Annotated in this window: 15 protein-coding genes; 11 read left to right on the top strand and 4 right to left on the bottom strand. The window is 62.1% G+C overall.

Annotated elements, in window-relative coordinates; all coding sequences use genetic code 11:
* Positions 1 to 55 precede the first annotated feature (55 nt).
* Positions 56 to 2,968: an aminotransferase gene (locus tag HBN98_RS16800; RefSeq protein WP_083367304.1), complete on the bottom strand. Its 2,913-nt coding sequence runs from the start codon at positions 2,966 to 2,968 to the stop codon at positions 56 to 58.
* A gap of 239 nt (positions 2,969 to 3,207) precedes the next feature.
* On the opposite strand from HBN98_RS16800, the gene rfbB reads away from it, so the two are divergent.
* The 7 genes from rfbB to HBN98_RS16765 are packed head-to-tail and all read left to right on the top strand — an operon-like array spanning position 3,208 to position 10,246.
* Complete coding sequence (gene rfbB, locus HBN98_RS16795) at positions 3,208 to 4,290, top strand: dTDP-glucose 4,6-dehydratase (RefSeq protein WP_083367305.1); 1,083 nt, start codon at positions 3,208 to 3,210, stop codon at positions 4,288 to 4,290.
* Entirely contained in the window at positions 4,287 to 5,162 is an 876-nt protein-coding gene (rfbA, locus tag HBN98_RS16790) for a glucose-1-phosphate thymidylyltransferase RfbA (protein ID WP_083367306.1), read from the top strand. The genes rfbB and rfbA overlap by 4 nt, the downstream gene beginning before the upstream one ends.
* Positions 5,159 to 5,704 (top strand): dTDP-4-dehydrorhamnose 3,5-epimerase, encoded by a 546-nt coding sequence (rfbC, locus tag HBN98_RS16785; protein ID WP_083367307.1) that lies wholly within the window; start codon positions 5,159 to 5,161, stop codon positions 5,702 to 5,704. The genes rfbA and rfbC overlap by 4 nt, the downstream gene beginning before the upstream one ends.
* Positions 5,701 to 6,570, top strand: coding sequence for a dTDP-4-dehydrorhamnose reductase (gene rfbD, locus HBN98_RS16780; RefSeq protein ID WP_083367308.1), 870 nt, complete (start codon positions 5,701 to 5,703; stop codon positions 6,568 to 6,570). The genes rfbC and rfbD overlap by 4 nt, the downstream gene beginning before the upstream one ends.
* 33 nt (positions 6,571 to 6,603) lie before the next feature.
* A complete protein-coding gene (locus HBN98_RS16775; protein ID WP_083367309.1) occupies positions 6,604 to 8,412 on the top strand; it encodes a sensor histidine kinase in 1,809 nt (602 codons plus the stop codon).
* Positions 8,409 to 9,794, top strand: coding sequence for a sigma-54-dependent transcriptional regulator (locus HBN98_RS16770; protein ID WP_083367310.1), 1,386 nt, complete (start codon positions 8,409 to 8,411; stop codon positions 9,792 to 9,794). Before HBN98_RS16775 ends, HBN98_RS16770 begins: the two co-directional genes overlap by 4 nt.
* Complete coding sequence (locus tag HBN98_RS16765) at positions 9,791 to 10,246, top strand: thioesterase domain-containing protein (protein ID WP_083367311.1); 456 nt, start codon at positions 9,791 to 9,793, stop codon at positions 10,244 to 10,246. The genes HBN98_RS16770 and HBN98_RS16765 overlap by 4 nt, the downstream gene beginning before the upstream one ends.
* Before the next feature lie 85 nt (positions 10,247 to 10,331).
* Here HBN98_RS16765 and cysQ read toward each other — a convergent pair whose 3' ends face one another.
* A complete protein-coding gene (gene cysQ / locus HBN98_RS16760) occupies positions 10,332 to 11,165 on the bottom strand; it encodes a 3'(2'),5'-bisphosphate nucleotidase CysQ (protein ID WP_083367312.1) in 834 nt (277 codons plus the stop codon).
* Positions 11,166 to 11,170: 5 nt separating this feature from the next.
* Positions 11,171 to 11,737, bottom strand: a complete 567-nt coding sequence (nudE, locus tag HBN98_RS16755) for an ADP compounds hydrolase NudE (protein WP_064585501.1) — start codon at positions 11,735 to 11,737, stop codon at positions 11,171 to 11,173.
* Positions 11,738 to 11,825: 88 nt separating this feature from the next.
* On the opposite strand from nudE, the gene yrfG reads away from it, so the two are divergent.
* A complete protein-coding gene (yrfG, locus tag HBN98_RS16750) occupies positions 11,826 to 12,488 on the top strand; it encodes a GMP/IMP nucleotidase (protein WP_083367313.1) in 663 nt (220 codons plus the stop codon).
* Positions 12,489 to 12,599: 111 nt separating this feature from the next.
* Here the strand turns inward: yrfG and lysM are convergent, their stop codons facing one another.
* Entirely contained in the window at positions 12,600 to 13,040 is a 441-nt protein-coding gene (lysM, locus tag HBN98_RS16745; RefSeq protein ID WP_083367314.1) for a peptidoglycan-binding protein LysM, read from the bottom strand.
* A 282-nt stretch (positions 13,041 to 13,322) separates the two neighbouring features.
* On the opposite strand from lysM, the gene fdhD reads away from it, so the two are divergent.
* The 3 genes from fdhD (at position 13,323) to HBN98_RS16730 (ending at position 17,266) form a co-directional block, all read left to right on the top strand.
* Positions 13,323 to 14,162 (top strand): formate dehydrogenase accessory sulfurtransferase FdhD, encoded by an 840-nt coding sequence (gene fdhD / locus HBN98_RS16740; protein WP_083367315.1) that lies wholly within the window; start codon positions 13,323 to 13,325, stop codon positions 14,160 to 14,162.
* Positions 14,159 to 16,507 carry an FdhF/YdeP family oxidoreductase gene (locus tag HBN98_RS16735; RefSeq protein ID WP_064585497.1) on the top strand — a complete coding sequence of 783 codons (2,349 nt, stop codon included), beginning with the start codon at positions 14,159 to 14,161 and terminating at the stop codon, positions 16,505 to 16,507. Before fdhD ends, HBN98_RS16735 begins: the two co-directional genes overlap by 4 nt.
* A 279-nt stretch (positions 16,508 to 16,786) precedes the next feature.
* Positions 16,787 to 17,266: a glycine zipper domain-containing protein gene (locus HBN98_RS16730; RefSeq protein WP_083367316.1), complete on the top strand. Its 480-nt coding sequence runs from the start codon at positions 16,787 to 16,789 to the stop codon at positions 17,264 to 17,266.
* Positions 17,267 to 17,278: the final 12 nt, after the last annotated feature.

The raw sequence follows: 17,278 nt of genomic DNA, 5'->3' as shown, positions 1-17,278 counted from the left end.
CGACTGACACACCGCCATCGCGAGCAGGCTCACTCCTGCAAAAGCTCGGTGACAGTTACAGGCCTTCCTCGAACACCCGATCCAGCATGTCGACAAAGAAGTCCACGCTACGGCGCGAGGTCACCATCGGCGGTTTGATCTTGAGAATGTTCAGATCGTCCCCGGTCGGCTGCATGAAGATCCCCAGCTCACGCAAGCGATCGCACAACTGGGTGGTTTCCTCGGTGGCCGGCTCGAGTGTCTCGCGATTGCGGATCAGCTCCAGCCCCAGGTAAAAGCCGGATCCGTGCACCGCGCCCACCAGCGGATGTTTATCGATCAGCGCTTGCAGACGCGCCTTGAAGTGAGCGCCCACCACCTGCGCATTTTCCCAGAGCTTTTCTTCTTCCATGACATCCAGAACCGCCATGCCGATCTGACAGCTCACCGGGCTGCCACCGGCAGACGAGAAGAAATAGCCTTCGGCTTCCAACGCTTCGGCAATCTCCCGGCGAGTGATCACCGCGCCGAGCGGCTGACCGTTGCCCATGCCCTTGGCCATTGTGATGATGTCCGGCACCACGCCCTGCTCTTCGAAGCCCCAGAAAAAGTGGCCCATGCGCCCGTAACCGACCTGCACTTCGTCGGCGATGCACACCCCGCCCTGGGCCCGCACCAGCGCATAGACCTGTTTCAGATAATTCGGCGGCAGCGAGATACCGCCGGCATTGCCGTACACCGGTTCGCAGATGAACCCGGCCAGTTGGCGCTTCTGCGCGGCGATATGCGCCAGTTGCGCCTCGACGCTGCGCACATAGTCCGGCGCAGAATCGAGACCACGAAATTGGCCACGATAAATATTCGGCGCGGTCACCGGGTGCACCCAGTCCGGACGGCTTTCCAGCGCTCGCGGGTTGTCGGCAATGGATGTCGATACCGCATCGGCGCCGACTGTCCAGCCGTGATAGGCCTCGAGCACGCTGAGCATGTCGCGCCCGCCGCTGTAGGCCCAGGCCAGGCGAATCGCCAGGTCGTTGGCTTCGCTGCCGCTGTTGACCAGAAACACCCGGTCCATGCCGTCCGGCGCCAGCTTCAGCAAGCGTTCGGAGAATTCCGCCACCGCCGCATAGTTGAAGCGTGAATTGGTGTTGAGCAGCGACCACTGCCGCGCGGCGACCTGCGCCATGCGCGGATGGCCGTGCCCCAGCACCGCGACGTTGTTGAGCATGTCGAGGTAGGAGCGGCCCTGCATGTCGATCAGGTGATTGCGCCAGCCGCGCTCGATGCGTGGCGGGTCGACGTAATAGTGCTTTTGCGTGCGAGCGAAACTGGCGTCGCGGCGTTCGAGCAAGGTTTTGCCGTCCAGCTCCGGCTCGGCATCGCAGGCCAGGCCCAGCAGCGTCGCTGGCGAGGGGCACAACGCCTGCCACGCCGCCGCCCGCGAAGGCGTGCAAAACAGCGGCGCTTCAACCTGCGAGCCGCGCACCAACTGCACCCGCAACGGACCGCTGACCGCCCCCAGCACCTGTCCTTTGACCAGCGCCGCACCACTGTGCAGCGAAGGCGTAACGCCCCAGAGCCGCACGCTGAGCTGCGGGCCATCGAGTTGCAGCACGCCATCGGACGCTTGATGCAGCACGCCGGCAAACGGCGCCTCCACCGTGGTGCCGCCGGGTACACGCAATTCCACATGCAGCGCGAAGGTGTCAGGCTCCTCGGCGCGGTCCGGGCGAGTGCGCGACAAACGGTATTGCCCATATCGACTAGCCGCCAACCCATGGACCGCGGCCGCTTCGTTCAATAACCGCTGATCGATACCGTCCTGTTCCCAGTTGCCCGCTTCGAAATGTACGCTCAGGACACCCAGGTCGATCAGGGCAAACTCACGTCCGACCAAGCCCGGCAGCAGCGGCGCGAAACCCTCGCTGCCAATGCTCGGCAGATGCTGACCGGTGGCCGTCAGGATGGCCGCCTCCATCAACGCCAGCGGCACAGAAGTGGCGACACGGAAGATTTCCCACTCGTGGGTGAGGTTCTCGCGGCTGTAGGTGTTACCGGGATCGATGCTCACCTGCTGTTCGCCACTGAGCACCAGCACCGCCGCGCGCGCGACGATCAGTGGCCACAGCGCCAGCAGTTCTTCGTGTTGCAGCGGGTTGACCGCGTGGTACGCCTGCACCGCCGGCAGAATGACAAACGGATCGCCCGCCGCATGGTGCAGCAACGCGGCGCAGGTCACCGACAGATCGGTGATCCGCCAGGTGCGGATCAGGTCGCCAAAATCGATCACGCCTTGCAATTGCCAATGACGCCGGGCATCCCGTTGCCAGACCACGTTGTCGTCGGTGATGTCCATGTGGATCGCCTGCACCGGCAGCTTGTCGAGCAGCGGCTGCAAGCGGCGCTCGGCCTGTTCGGCGGCGTCAGCGATCAAGGCGCGCTGTTGCGCATCCTCAATCACCGGCAACAAATGGCTGATCAGCGCACTGGCGTGGCGCGCGTCCCATTGCAGGGTGCGCTCAAGCCCGGGGTGGTCGAAACCGCACAGCGCCAGGTCCATTTCACCGCAGAGCCGGCCAAACCCTGCCACCACTTGATGGCCGAGGTGATCGAGGTGGGTCAGCGACTGGCCTTCGATGTAGTCCAGCAGACGCACATGCACCGCTTCGCCATCGGCCTGCAGCGTCAACAGGTCTTCGCCATTATTGGCCGCGATCACTCGCGGCACGTGAACAGTCGAATGCTCGGCAAGGTATTTGAGGCCCGCGTGCTGCGCCTGCAATTCAACCAGCGAATAATCGCCACGGCAGATTTTCAAGACGAATCGCCCGCGCTCACTGTCGACCCGGAAGTTCAGATCCTGCTGACTGCCTAGCGCCTGCAACGTGCCGCTGAGCCCGTAGTGCTCGGCCAGCCATTGTTGGGCCTGCTGCGCAGAGACCTGCGGGCTGGGCAAACTGGCGCGATGAATCAACGTGGCGAGCGACATGAAACGACCCCTGGAGTTTTATCAGGCGCCTATATCGCCATTGCCCCGTGGGATAATCAACCCCCGGGTTGTAGACGCACCCTCGGCCATGGGCAATCGGCAACGCCCGTGCGTCGAATATCCACCGCTAAAGCACAGCGCAGACAAAATAGCGGGGACAACCCTCTTGCACCGTCCCTCACCTGCCGACAAGCTATGCTCCACTCGCTTTATCGTCTTACGGAAAAAGGCCAACCTGCATGCGTATTCTCATCACCGGTGGTGCCGGTTTCATTGGCTCCGCACTGGTTCGCCATCTGATTCGCAACACTGATCACGAGGTTCTGAACCTCGACAAACTGACCTATGCAGGCAATCTGGAGTCGCTGACCAGCATCGCTGACAACAGTCGTTACGAATTCGTGCAGGCCGACATCGTCGACCACCCAACGGTGAGCGCCATCCTGCAGCGCTTCCAGCCTCAGGCGATCATGCACCTGGCTGCCGAATCCCATGTCGACCGCTCAATTGACGGTCCGTCGGAATTCATCCAGACCAATATCGTCGGCACCTACAGCCTGCTGGAAGCGGCGCGAGCCTACTGGCAAGGGCTGACCGAACCAGAGAAAAGCGCTTTCCGCTTTCACCATATTTCCACCGACGAAGTCTATGGCGACCTGCATGGCGTCGATGACCTGTTCACCGAAACCACGCCCTACGCCCCAAGTTCGCCTTACTCCGCGAGCAAGGCTGCGTCCGACCACCTGGTTCGTGCCTGGCAACGCACCTATGGCTTGCCGGTCCTGCTGACCAATTGCTCGAACAACTACGGGCCGTATCACTTCCCGGAAAAACTGATTCCGCTGATGATCCTCAATGCACTGGCGGGCAAACCGCTGCCGGTGTACGGCAATGGCCAGCAAGTACGTGACTGGCTGTTCGTCGACGACCATGCGCGGGCACTGCTCAAGGTGGTCACCGAAGGCGTGGTCGGCGAAACCTACAATATTGGCGGCCACAACGAGCAGAAGAATATTGATGTGGTCACCGGCATCTGCACGTTGCTCGAAGAGCTGGCGCCGCACAAACCGCAGGGCGTCGTCCACTTCCGCGACCTGATCACGTTCGTCAAGGATCGTCCCGGCCATGATCTGCGTTATGCCATCGACGCCGGAAAAATCGAACGCGAGCTTGGCTGGGTGCCGGAAGAAACATTCGAGACCGGACTGCGCAAGACTGTCCAGTGGTATCTGGACAATCTCGATTGGTGTCGCCGTGTCCAGGACGGCAGCTATCAGGGCGAACGCCTGGGCGCCATGGATATCAAGGAGCTGCAAGCATGATGAAAGGGATAGTTCTGGCCGGTGGCTCCGGCACACGCTTGCATCCGATCACGCTGGGTGTCTCGAAGCAGCTGTTGCCGGTCTACGATAAACCGATGATCTATTACCCGATCTCGGTACTGATGCTGGCCGGCATCAAGGACATCCTGGTGATATCCACCCCGCACGATCTGCCGCAATACCGCAATCTGCTGGGCGACGGCAGCCAGTTCGGCGTGTCGTTCAGCTATGCCGAGCAACCGTCCCCGGACGGCCTCGCGCAAGCCTTTCTGATTGGTGAGCACTTCATCGGTAACGATCCAGTCTGCCTGATCCTCGGTGACAACATTTTCCACGGCCAGTATTTCGGCGAGCAGTTGAAGAAGGCAGCCCAACAAAAGGCTGGCGCGACCGTGTTCGGCTACTGGGTCAAGGATCCGGAACGCTTCGGCGTGATCGATTTCGACAGCGATGGGCGCGCGCTGTCCATCGAAGAAAAACCGGCGAAGCCAAAGTCCAGCTACGCCGTCACCGGGTTGTACTTCTACGATAACGACGTGGTGAGGATTGCCAAGGCCGTCAAACCCTCTCCCCGTGGCGAACTGGAAATCACCGACGTCAACAATGCCTATCTGCAGCGCGGCGATCTGCAGGTCGAGCGCTTCGGTCGTGGATTCGCCTGGCTGGATACCGGCACACACGACAGCCTGCTTGAGGCGTCGCAGTACGTGCAGACGATCGAACACCGTCAGGGCCTGAAGGTCGCCTGCCTGGAAGAAATCGCTTATCAGAACGGCTGGATCAGTCGCGATTACCTGCTCGAACGCGCCCAGTATTTCGGCAAGACCGGATATGGCCAGTACCTGTTTTCAATTGCCGGAGACAACCAATGAACGTGACCGAAACCAGCCTGCCGGGTGTAGTGATCATCGAGCCCAAAGTCTACGGTGACGAACGCGGTTTTTTCTATGAAAGCTTCAACGCCCGGGCGTTTGCCGAAGCAACCGGCGTGGACGCACAGTTCGTCCAGGACAACCACTCGCGCTCGCACAAGGGCGTCTTGCGCGGTTTGCACTATCAGTTGGAAAACACCCAGGGGAAACTGGTGCGGGTAACGCTGGGTGAGGTGTTGGATGTGGCTGTGGATATCCGCCGCAGCTCGCCGAATTTCGGCAAGTGGGTCGCCGTGCGCCTGTCCGCTGACAACCATCGTCAGCTCTGGGTGCCGGAAGGCTTCGCCCACGGTTTCGTCGTGCTGAGCGACGTGGCCGAGTTTCTTTACAAGACCACCGACTACTACACGCCATCGGCCGAACGCAGCATTCGCTGGGACGATCCGACGCTAGCCATCGACTGGCAGCTGAAGGAGGCTCCGCAGCTGTCAGCCAAGGATCAGGACAGCAAAAGCCTGCAAGAGGCCGATCTGTTCCCATGAAAATTCTTATCTGCGGTCAGAATGGGCAAGTCTCGCGAGAGTTGCAGACGTGCCTGGACGGTCTCGGCAATTTGGTGGTGCAGGGGCGCGACCGCCTCGACCTCGCGCAACCCGCGCAAATTCGCCAGCAAGTCAGACAAGTCGCGCCCGACCTGATCATCAACGCAGCGGCACACACGGCGGTTGATCAGGCACAAAGCGAGCCTGCGCTGGCGTTCGCCATCAACGCGACCGGCCCCGGCGTACTGGCCGAAGAGGCCGCCCTGCTGGACGTTCCGCTGATCCATTACTCCACCGATTATGTGTTCGATGGCAACAAGCACGCGCCTTATGTCGAGTCCGACGCGACCAATCCGCTCGGGGTCTACGGCAAGAGCAAGCTGGCCGGCGAGCAAGCGGTCGCTGCCGCTCATGCGCAGCATTTGATCCTGCGCACCAGTTGGGTCTATTCGACCCATGGCCGCAATTTCCTGTTGACCATGCAGCGCCTGCTTCAGGAAAAACCCGAGCTGCGGGTCGTCGCTGACCAGATCGGTGCGCCGACCTGGGCCGGCAGCATCGCCCGCAGTACCCTCGCGCTGATCAAGCGCTGGCAAGATGGGCAAGCGGGTGCCTGGGGTACCTACCACTTGACCGCGCAAGGTGAAACATCCTGGTTCGGCTTTGCCCAGGCCATCGGCAACGCGCTGCGTGAACAAGGGAAGCCTTGCGCAACGCTGCTGCCGATTCCCTCGAGTGACTATCCGACGCCTGCCGCCCGGCCATTGAATTCGCGTCTGGATTGCAGCAGCCTGCAGCGGGAATGGGGTGTCAGTCAGCCTGACTGGCAAACTGCGCTGCATGAGTGTCTTGCCCGGCAAGCCTAGGCATAATGCGCCTGTACCCACAGGCGCACGCCCATGAAACCCACTCTCCCTCGCCGCCCCCGCTGGCGCAGTCTCGCGCTGCTGGCCCTGTGCCTGGCACCGCTGCTGTGGCCACTGGAGCATCTGGCCGAGCGTTATTACCGCAGTGAACTCGCCGGGCAAAACCGCCAGACACTCGATCTCTACGTCGCCAACCTGCTCGGCACCCTGCACCGCTATGAAGTGCTGCCGCAGATTCTCGGTGACCTGCCGGCCCTGCGCGCGGTGCTCGGCGCGCCGGACGACGGCGTCACCCAGGGCAACGCCAATCGCCTGCTGAAAAACATCGCGGCGCAGACCGGTGCCGAAGTCATGTACCTGATGGACACCAGCGGACAGACCCTGGCGGCGTCGAACTGGGACAAACATGACAGTTTCGTCGGACGCAATTTCGCTTTCCGTCCGTATTTCAGCGAGGCCATGGCCGGACGCCTGGGACGCTTCTTCGGCCTCGGCACCACCTCGGCCAAGCGCGGTTATTTCTTTGCGGCGGCGGTGCGTAACGGCGAAAAAATCATCGGTGTGCTGGTGATCAAGGTCGACCTCGACCACACCGAAAGCCTGTGGGGCAAGACCCCGGAACAACTGCTGGTGACCGACCACAACGGTGTGGTCATCCTCACTTCGCGCCCGGAATGGCGTTTCCGTTCGACCCGCACCTTGAGCGACACCGAGCGCTCGGCGATCACCGCCATCCTGCCCTATCCGACCCGCGAGCCGCGCCCGCTGAACCTCAGCCCCAACGCTTGGCTGACGCAGACCGTGAACATCGCCGAAACCGGCTGGAGCGTGAGTATTCTTGCCCCGCGCACGCTGATCGACCGCCCGGTGCGCACCGTCGTCGCGATCGGCGGCGCCACGCTGCTGGTGGTAATGCTGCTGCTCGGGTTGATGATGCAGCGTCGTCGGCATTATCTGGAGCGTATTGCCTTCGAAGCCAAGGCCCGTCGCGAGCTGGAAGGCCGGGTGGCCGAGCGGACCAGCGACTTGGAAGGCCTCAACCGCCGCCTCAAGCAGGAAGTGCTGGAGCGTGAACAGGCTCAGCAGGAATTGGTGCGCGCCCAGGACGATCTGGTCCAGGCCGGCAAACTGTCGGCACTGGGCACCATGTCGGCGAGTATCAGTCACGAACTCAACCAGCCGCTGGCGGCGATCCGCAGCTACGCGGAAAACGCCGAAGTGCTGCTCGATCACCAACGCACTGACGACGCTCGCGGCAACCTCAAACTGATCAGCGAGCTGACCGGGCGCATGGCCTCGATCATCGCCCACCTGCGCGCTTTTGCCCGCCGCGATCGTCACGCCCCGGAAAGCGTCGCCCTACAACCGGCGCTGGACGATGCGCTGGCACTGCTCGCCAAGCGTCGCCGCAGCATGGAGGTCGAGCTGATCCGCGACCTCCCGGCCGCCACCCTGTGGGTCGAAGCCGGGGAAACCCGTCTGCGCCAGGTGCTCGGCAACCTGCTGGCCAACGCCCTCGATGCACTGACCGAAAAAGGTCCGCCGCGCAAACTGTGGCTGAGTGCCGAATCCACCGCCGACGGCGTCAATCTGTACATTCGCGACAACGGCCCGGGGTTCTGCATGGAAGCCTTGGGCCGCGCCAGCGAGCCCTTCTACACCACCAAGACCCGCACCCAGGGCCTTGGCCTGGGGCTGGCGATCTGTGAAACCCTGATGCGCGCCTTCGGTGGAGAACTGTCGTTCGCCAACCACAAGCAAGGTGGCGCCTTGATCACCCTGCGGCTGCGCGCCGGCGCACCCGGGGTCAGCCTGCAACCGCCCGAGGATCGAAGTGCATGACCATCGACAATCGCATTCAGGTGGTGTTGATCGACGACGATCCGCACCTGCGTCAGGCCCTCGGCCAGACCCTGGACCTGGCCGGGCTGAAAATCCTCCCGCTGTCCGAAGCCAAAGGCCTGGCCGGCCAACTGGAGCGTGACTGGCCCGGTGTGGTGGTCAGCGACATTCGCATGCCGGGCATGGACGGGCTGGAATTGTTGAGCGAACTGCACGCTCAGGATCCGGAACTGCCGGTGCTGCTGATCACCGGCCACGGTGACGTGCCGCTGGCGGTGCAGGCGATGCGCGCCGGCGCCTATGACTTCCTGGAAAAGCCGTTCGCCAGTGACGCGCTGCTCGACAGCGTGCGCCGCGCCCTGGCCCTGCGCCGGCTGGTGCTGGATAACCGCAGCCTGCGTCTGGCCTTGAGCGACCGCAACGAATTGAGCGCACGACTGGTCGGCCCTTCGGCGCCGATGTTGCGCCTGCGCGAACAGATCGGCGCGCTGGCGGCGACCAAGGCGGACGTGTTGATCCTCGGTGAGACCGGCGCCGGCAAAGAGGTCGTGGCCCGTGCGTTGCACGACTTGTCGAGCCGACGCAACGGCCCGTTCGTGGCGATCAACGCCGGGGCACTGGCCGAATCGGTTGTGGAAAGCGAGTTGTTCGGGCATGAGCCGGGCGCCTTCACTGGTGCGCAGAAACGCCGGATCGGCAAGTTCGAATTCGCCAACGGCGGCACGCTGTTCCTCGATGAAATCGAAAGCATGAGCATGGACGTGCAGGTGAAACTGCTGCGCATGCTGCAAGAGCGTGTGGTCGAACGCCTCGGCGGCAATCAGTTAATCCCGCTGGACATCCGCGTCATCGCCGCAACCAAGGAAGACCTGCGTCAGGCGGCCGATCAGGGGCGCTTCCGCGCCGACTTGTATTACCGCCTGAACGTCGCGCCGCTGCGCATTCCGCCGTTGCGCGAACGCGGCGAAGACGCGCTGGTGCTGTTCCAGCATTACGCCGATGAAGCCAGCGCCCGTCACGGCTTGCCGCCGCATGAACTGCAACCGGCGCAACGCGCCTTGCTGTTGCGCCACACTTGGCCGGGCAACGTGCGCGAGCTGCAGAACGCTGCCGAGCGCTTCGCGCTGGGTCTGGAGCTGGCGCTGGATAACAGTGGCGCCGAAGGCGCCGGCACTGTCGTGGAGGTCATCAGCGGCGGCCTGAGCGAGCAAGTGGAAAACTTCGAGAAATCGTTGATCGCCGCTGAGCTGGCGCGCTCCCACAGTTCGGTGCGCAGCCTCGCCGAAGCACTGGGCATTCCGCGCAAGACCCTGCACGACAAGCTGCGCAAGCACGGCTTGAATTTCGCCGACAGTAACGCCCATGGAGACGAAGCCGAATGAACCGCGACAGCCGCTACCTGGAATCCGTGCTGCATCACGACATTCCGCTGACCCGCGAGATGGGCCTCAAGGTTGTCGACTGGCGCGAACAACAGCTGAGCCTGCACTTGCCGCTGGAGCCGAACGTCAATCACAAGAGCACCATGTTCGGCGGCAGCCTCTATTGCGGAGCGGTGCTGGCGGGTTGGGGCTGGCTGCATCTGCGCCTGAAGGAGGAAGGCATCGAAGACGGGCACATCGTGATTCAGGAAGGCCAGATCAGCTATCCGCTGCCGGTGACCGGCGACGCCACGGCGATTTGCCCGGCACCCGAGGCGGCGGTCTGGAAAAAGTTTCTGGCGATGTATCAGCGTTATGGACGCGCACGATTGACGCTCAATACGCGGATCGTCAACGCCGGGAGTGATGAGGATGCAGTGACGTTCAGCGGTCAGTACGTTTTGCACCGCTGAAGCAAAAGATCGCAGCCTTCGGCAGCTTCTAAAGGGGGTTTCGCATTTAACGGTAGGAGCTGCCGAAGGCTGCGATCTTTTGATCTTACGAGCGTGCCAGTTCCAGCAGTCTTGAACGCCAAGCCGCTTTCGCCGGCAGCGCCAAAAAGTACTCATTGAGCAACGATTCCCGCGCCGGATAACAGAACGCTGCACCCTGCAGATCCAGCACCTCGCCGCCGGCCCCCTCAAGCACGCCCTGCGCCGCTGCGGTGTCCCACTGCGAAGTCGGCGCCAGACGCGGATAACAATCCGCCGCCCCTTCGGCCAACAGGCAAAACTTCAGCGAGCTGCCGATGTTTGCCAGTTGCAACTCGCCAAGGCTGGCGCTCAAGCCGGCAAGCAGACGCTCCTGCTCAGGGCTGGAATGGCGACGGCTGGCCACCACGGTGAACGCTTCACCGGGCGCGAGCACGTCACGCACCTGAATCGCCACCGGCGAAGCACCTTTATCCCCACGCCACGCGCCAAGCCCGGCACCACCGACATAGAAGCGGCCATTGGTCGGCATCGACACCACGCCAAACACCACCCGGCCGTTTTCGATCAGGGCGATGTTGACGGTGAACTCTTCACTGCCACTGATGAACTCCTTGGTGCCATCCAGCGGGTCCACCAGCCACCAGCGCTGCCACCCGGCGCGTACGCTCTGCGGGATGTTGGCGTCTTCTTCGGACAGCACCGGAATGCTCGGATCGAGCGCCACCAGCCCGGCGACGATCACGTGGTGCGCGGCCATGTCCGCTGCGGTCACCGGTGAATCGTCGGATTTGGCAGTGACTGCTACGCCAGAGCGCCAGAACGGCAGAATGGCTTCGCCGGCCTGCAATGCCAGCTCGATCACCGGCGACATCAATGGATGGGGAAAACTCATCGACATCTCACTCATGCTTGGAAAAACCCGCGTTGCGTCAGCAGGTCACGGGCCAGGTACAGCGCCGCCAGGGCACGGCCTTCAGTAAATTGCGGATTTTGCGCCAGCGCTGCCAGTTCACGCAGGTTGACCTTGTCGACTCGCATCGGCTCAGGCTCATCGCCCTCGAGACGCTCTTCGTAGAGATCGGTAGCCAGCACCACCTGAATCTTCTGGCTCATGTAACCGGGCGACAGTGACAGTTCGGTCAGGTGCTCCAGTTGGCGCGCGCCGAAACCGGCCTCTTCCTTGAGCTCGCGCTCAGCTGCCGCCAGCACGTCCTCACCCGGCTCGACCAGGCCTTTGGGCAGGGACAACTCATATTCGTCAGTGCCGCCGCAATATTCCTCGACCAGCACCGCGTGTTCGCTATCGAGCATCGCCACGATCATCACCGCGCCATACCCCGCGCCTTTGCCGACCAGCCGCTCGTAAGTGCGCTCCACGCCATTGGAGAAACGCAGCTTCAGTTCTTCGACGCAAAACAGGCGACTGGTGGCGACGATTTCGCGGGCGAGTACAGTGGGTTTCTGGCGCATGCAAAGCTCCTTGGCGTGAACGCGCTACTATAACGCGGCTTTCCCGATTGTTTGTGTCGGATATCTTTCTACCGCTCGAGACGTTGCCATGCCTTCTTTACCGTGGTCTGACATCGATACCGTCCTGCTGGACATGGACGGTACCCTGCTGGACCTGCACTTCGACAACCATTTCTGGCTGGAACACCTGCCGCAACGCTACGCCGAACTGCACGGGGTGAGCCGGGCCATGGCCGACATGGAGTTGCAGCCGTTGTTCGAGCGCCATGCCGGTCAGTTGCAGTGGTACTGCCTGGATTTCTGGAGCGCTGAACTGAAGTTGTCAGTGCGCGAACTGAAACAGGAAACCGCCCATCTGATCGCCCTGCGTCCGGACGCCGACACCTTTCTGCAAGCGATCAAAAAGGCCGGCAAAAGGGTGATCATGATCACCAACGCACACCGCGACTCGCTGTCGCTGAAACTGGAACGGATCGAACTGGCGCCGTATTTCGAACGGCTGATCAGCTCCCACGATTACGGGTTCCCCAAGGAGAATCCGCAGTTCTGGGATGCCCTGCAGGCGGATATCGGTTTTGATCCGGCACGCAGTCTCTTTATCGACGATACGTTACCGATTCTGCGCAGTGCGCGGGAGTTCGGCGTCGCTCATTTGCTGGCGGTCAGGGAGCCAGACAGCCGCAAAGGGCCGAAGGACACCGCCGAGTTTGCGGCGGTTGAAGACTACCGCGATCTGATCCGGGGACTCTAGCAACACCACTGTGGCGAGGGAGCTTGCTCCCGATGGGCTGCGAAGCGGCCCAAATGTTCACGACTGCTGCGCAGCCGAACGGGCGCAAGCTCCCTCGCCACAGCGTGGTAATTACTTCGGAATACGGAGCTTCTGGCCCGGATAGATCTTGTTTACATCCTTGAGCATCGGTTTGTTGGCATCGAAGATTTTCTGGTACTCGTTGGCATTGCCATAAACCCGCAGAGAGATCGCACTGAGCGTGTCACCTGCCTTCACCTCGACAAATTCCGCAGCCACCACGACCGGCCCTGTAACAGTAATCTGGTCGTCAACACTGCCTACACCGGCAATGTTACCCACCGCCAACAGAATCTTTTCCTTCTCCTCCTGGCTCGCCACTTCACCGGTGACCGTGACCTTGTCGCCATCTACGGTCGCGTGCACATTCGGATTGCCCAGGCCGACCTTGCTGATGTGTTCCTTCAATTGTTCGCTGGCATTGGCGTTGCCCGGGGTCAGCAGGTCGATCAATTTTTCGCCGGCCTCTTTCACAAAGCTAAAAATACTCATAGCGCACACTCCTTGATTTGGGTTCCAGACGTCCAAGCCTAGACCACGCCAGACAAACCCGGTTCCAGACCGACCAATGACCCACCCATTCCCGTTGCTGCAAACCGTGCGCGGCGATTTCTGCTGCGCGGTGATACCGCTGGCCGACGCCTGTTTCGCGCTTTACCAGAAATCATCGACAGCGCCTTGATCGATGGCGTCTATCAATAGATCGATAGTAGCGATTAGACGCGACAAGTTGCCGCGCCTAGTCTTAACGTTGATCAATCCGTCGGTGATGCCATGAACGCCAAGCGCACAGCCTGCGCGGCGCCTGCACTCGAAACGCCCGCGCCCGCCGCCAGCCAGACTTACAGCTACAGTGATCTGCCCCTCGTGGAATCGGCCAGCACCGCGCTCGCCGAGGAAGTCGCGCTGGCGATTGCCTACAACGGCATCAGCCAGGCCGTGATGCTGGTGACCCCGACCGACCTGGAAGACTTCATCGTCGGTTTCAGCCTCGGCAGTGGCATCATCGAGGACGCCAGCGACATTTATGACCTGCAACTGAGCGGTGCCGGCTCGGCGCAATACGCGCAAGTGACCATCGCCAACCGCGCCTTCTGGAACCTCAAGCAACAACGTCGGCAACTGGCCGGCACCAGTGGCTGCGGGTTGTGCGGCGTCGAAGCGGTGGAACAGGCCTTGCCCGACCTCAACGTGTTGCCCGGCGCACCGCTGCCGCCCGCTGCATGGCTCGATGGCTTGCGCCAGCGCATCGGCGCGTTCCAGCCGCTCGGCCAGCACTGCGGCGCGGTCCACGCGGCGGTGTTCATGAACGCCAGCGGTGAATTGCTGCTGGGCCGCGAAGACATCGGCCGGCACAACGCCCTCGACAAGCTGATCGGCGGCCTGATCCGCCAGAAGATATCCACAGACGGTGGCCTGGCGATTGTCACCAGCCGTTGCAGTCTCGAATTGATCCAGAAAGTGTTGCGCGCCGGCATCCAGACCCTCGTCAGCCTGTCCGCACCCACAGGCCTTGCCGTGCAATGGGCCCGTCGACATAACCTCAATCTCATCCACCTGCCGCAGAAGAATGCGCCGCGGGTCTACAGCCCAGCGATGGAGAATCAAGCGTGAGCCAACATCATCAAGCCGACCAGAAACCTGTTCCCCGCTACAAGCCCTACAAAGGCCCTGCCGGTGGTTGGGGAGCCCTGATCAGTGTGGCCCAGGCCTGGTTGACCAGCGACAACGCGCTGAAAAACCTGCGCATGATGCTCAAGACCAACCAGAACGGTGGTTTCGACTGCCCAGGTTGCGCCTGGGGCGATTCGCCGGAAAGCGGCATGGTCAAGTTCTGTGAGAACGGCGCCAAAGCGGTGAACTGGGAGGCGACCAAGCGCCGGGTGGATGGCAAGTTCTTCGCCAAGCACAGCGTGACCTCGCTGCTGGAGCAGAGCGACTACTGGCTTGAATATCAGGGCCGTCTGACCGAGCCAATGGTCTACGACGCCGAGACCGACCGCTACAAGCCGATCGCCTGGGACGACGCCTTCGCCCTGATCGGCAAGCACCTGCAAGCGCTGTCGAGCCCGGATCAGGCCGAGTTCTACACTTCGGGCCGGGCCAGCAACGAAGCGGCGTACCTCTATCAACTGTTCGTGCGGGCCTACGGCACCAACAACTTCCCCGACTGCTCGAACATGTGCCACGAGGCCAGCGGTGTGGCCCTGGCGCAAAGCGTTGGCGTCGGCAAAGGCACCGTGACTTTCGATGACTTCGAACACGCGGATGCGATTTTCGTCTGGGGCCAGAACCCTGGCACCAACCACCCGCGGATGCTCGAGCCGCTGCGCGAAGCGGTGAAGCGCGGCGCGCAAGTGGTGTGCATCAACCCACTGAAAGAGCGCGGTCTGGAACGCTTCCAGCATCCGCAACATCCGCTGGAAATGCTCACCAACGGCGACAAGCCGACCAACACCGCATACTTCCGCCCAGCACTGGGCGGCGACATGGCGTTGCTGCGTGGCATGGCCAAGTTCCTTCTGCAGTGGGAACGCGACGCGCAGAAGGCCGGCACCCCGGCGGTGTTCGATCACGACTTCCTCAATGCCCACAGCACCAACGTGCTGGAGTATCTGGGCGTGGTCGATGACACGCCGTGGGAGCAGATCGTCGCGCAATCCGGCCTGACCCTGGTCGAGATCGAACAAGCCGCGCGCATGTACGCCAAAGGCAAAAACGTGATCATGTGCTGGGCGATGGGCATCACCCAGCATCGCCACTCGGTGCCGACCATCCAGGAAATCGCCAACCTGATGCTGCTGCGCGGCAACATCGGTAAGCCCGGTGCCGGTCTGTGCCCGGTGCGCGGCCACAGCAACGTGCAGGGCGACCGCACCATGGGCATCAACGAGCGGCCACCGGTGGCGTTCCTCGACTCGCTGGAGCGGCGTTTCCAGTTCAAGGTGCCGCGTGAAAACGGTCACAACGTGGTCGAAGCGATTCACGCCATGGCCGAAGGTCGCGCCAAGGTCTTCATCGGTCTGGGCGGCAACTTCGCCCAAGCCACGCCGGACAGCCCGCGCACCTTCGCGGCGCTGAGCAATTGCGACCTCACGGTGCAGATCAGCACCAAGCTCAACCGCAGCCACCTGGCCCACGGTAAAGACGCTTTGATCCTGCCGTGCCTGGGCCGTACCGACATCGACATCCAGACCGAAGGCCCGCAAGCGGTCACCGTCGAAGACTCGTTCAGCATGGTCCACGCCTCCAACGGTCAGTTGCAGCCGCTGTCGAACCAGATGCGCTCGGAACCGGCAATCATCGCCGGCATCGCCGCCGCCACGCTGGGCAGCAAACCGGTGGACTGGAATTGGCTGGTGGCCGATTACGGGCGCATCCGTGACCTGATCGCCGACACCATCCCGAACTTCAAAGACTTCAATGAGAAGATCAAGAACCCGGGCGGTTTCTACCTTGGCAACAGTGCCGGTGCACGCAAGTGGAACACGCCGTCCGGCCGGGCCAATTTCCGCGCCAACCTGCTGCCCCAGGATCTGGTGCACGAACGCACCCGCGCCACCGGGCAATTGCCGGACCTGATCCTGCAATCGATGCGCTCCCACGATCAGTACAACACCACGATCTATGGCCTCGACGACCGTTATCGCGGGGTCAAAGGCCAGCGTGATGTGCTGTTCGTCAACGAGGCCGATATCATTCGCCTGGGCTTCCGTCCGGGGCAGAAGGCCGACATCGTGTCGCTGTGGGACGATGGCCGTGAGCGTCGGGTGAAGGGTTTTACCTTGCTGGCGTTTGATATTCCGGCGGGTCAGGCCGCGGCTTATTACCCGGAAGTGAACCCGCTGGTGCCGCTGGAGAGCACCGGGGATGGCAGCCATACGCCGACGTCGAAGTTCATTGCGATCCGCCTGGAGGCGGCGAGTGAGACCGGGTTGATCATGGCCAAGTCGGCCTAGGATCAAAAGATCGCAGCCTGCGGCAGCTCCTACACCAATCTCTGTAGGAGCTGCCGCAGGCTGCGATCTTTTTGCTTTTCTGACACCCACAAAAAAGGCCGCTTTTTCACAAAAGCGGCCTGTCCGAAGTAGCTAAAGACCGGCGAAAATCGCTTAAGTTCCGCATACAAAACAGCAACTTGCAAAATTGTATACAAGTCGTGTTATTCGTCGGATTTCGATTGTCAGCCTTGTTACACAGCCTCAGGATCGGCGCCGTCATCCCTTTGAGGCTCCTCTATGAAGTTCTCCTCGATTCTCTTGTTGTCCCTTGGCCTGGTCAGTGGCTTCGCTTCTGCCGGAGGCACCACCGAAGCAGGTGTGGGCGGCGCATTGGGCGGGGTTCTTGGCTCGGTCGTCGGTCAGTCTTTAGGCGGCAGCACAGGTTCAACCATTGGCGCGGCCCTGGGCGGCGCGGGTGGCAGTGCGGTTGGCGCCAACAAACACAGCCGTGGCGAAGCCGCCATTGGCGGTGCGTTGGGCGCAGCCGGCGGTAACGTGGTCGGCCGCAGCATGGGCGGCACCACCGGCAGCCTGATCGGCGCCGCAGCAGGTGGCGGCGCCGGTGGCGCGCTGGGCAACTACATGGGTAACCAGAGCAATGACGAGGGTCGTCATTACGATCGCGGTCGTGACGACCGCCGCTACTACCGCGACCGTCACCATGGCCGCGGCCACGCTTATGGCCACCGCAAGCATCACCGCTACTATCGCGACTGATGCGTTGCGTTA

Origin of the sequence: Pseudomonas koreensis, from assembly GCF_012986595.1 — a bacterium.
Taxonomy (GTDB): Bacteria; Pseudomonadota; Gammaproteobacteria; order Pseudomonadales; family Pseudomonadaceae; genus Aquipseudomonas; species Aquipseudomonas koreensis.
This window is presented reverse-complemented; position numbering and strand designations above follow the sequence as displayed.

Bases quoted from the DNA above. Each gene is read 5' to 3' on its own strand.
- HBN98_RS16800 (WP_083367304.1), bottom strand. From the start codon at position 2,968: ATGTCGCTCGCCACGTTGATTCATCGCGCCAGTTTGCCCAGCCCGCAG.
- rfbB (WP_083367305.1), top strand. From the start codon at position 3,208: ATGCGTATTCTCATCACCGGTGGTGCCGGTTTCATTGGCTCCGCACTG.
- rfbA (WP_083367306.1), top strand. From the start codon at position 4,287: ATGATGAAAGGGATAGTTCTGGCCGGTGGCTCCGGCACACGCTTGCAT.
- rfbC (WP_083367307.1), top strand. From the start codon at position 5,159: ATGAACGTGACCGAAACCAGCCTGCCGGGTGTAGTGATCATCGAGCCC.
- rfbD (WP_083367308.1), top strand. From the start codon at position 5,701: ATGAAAATTCTTATCTGCGGTCAGAATGGGCAAGTCTCGCGAGAGTTG.
- HBN98_RS16775 (WP_083367309.1), top strand. From the start codon at position 6,604: ATGAAACCCACTCTCCCTCGCCGCCCCCGCTGGCGCAGTCTCGCGCTG.
- HBN98_RS16770 (WP_083367310.1), top strand. From the start codon at position 8,409: ATGACCATCGACAATCGCATTCAGGTGGTGTTGATCGACGACGATCCG.
- HBN98_RS16765 (WP_083367311.1), top strand. From the start codon at position 9,791: ATGAACCGCGACAGCCGCTACCTGGAATCCGTGCTGCATCACGACATT.
- cysQ (WP_083367312.1), bottom strand. From the start codon at position 11,165: ATGTCGATGAGTTTTCCCCATCCATTGATGTCGCCGGTGATCGAGCTG.
- nudE (WP_064585501.1), bottom strand. From the start codon at position 11,737: ATGCGCCAGAAACCCACTGTACTCGCCCGCGAAATCGTCGCCACCAGT.
- yrfG (WP_083367313.1), top strand. From the start codon at position 11,826: ATGCCTTCTTTACCGTGGTCTGACATCGATACCGTCCTGCTGGACATG.
- lysM (WP_083367314.1), bottom strand. From the start codon at position 13,040: ATGAGTATTTTTAGCTTTGTGAAAGAGGCCGGCGAAAAATTGATCGAC.
- fdhD (WP_083367315.1), top strand. From the start codon at position 13,323: ATGAACGCCAAGCGCACAGCCTGCGCGGCGCCTGCACTCGAAACGCCC.
- HBN98_RS16730 (WP_083367316.1), top strand. From the start codon at position 16,787: ATGAAGTTCTCCTCGATTCTCTTGTTGTCCCTTGGCCTGGTCAGTGGC.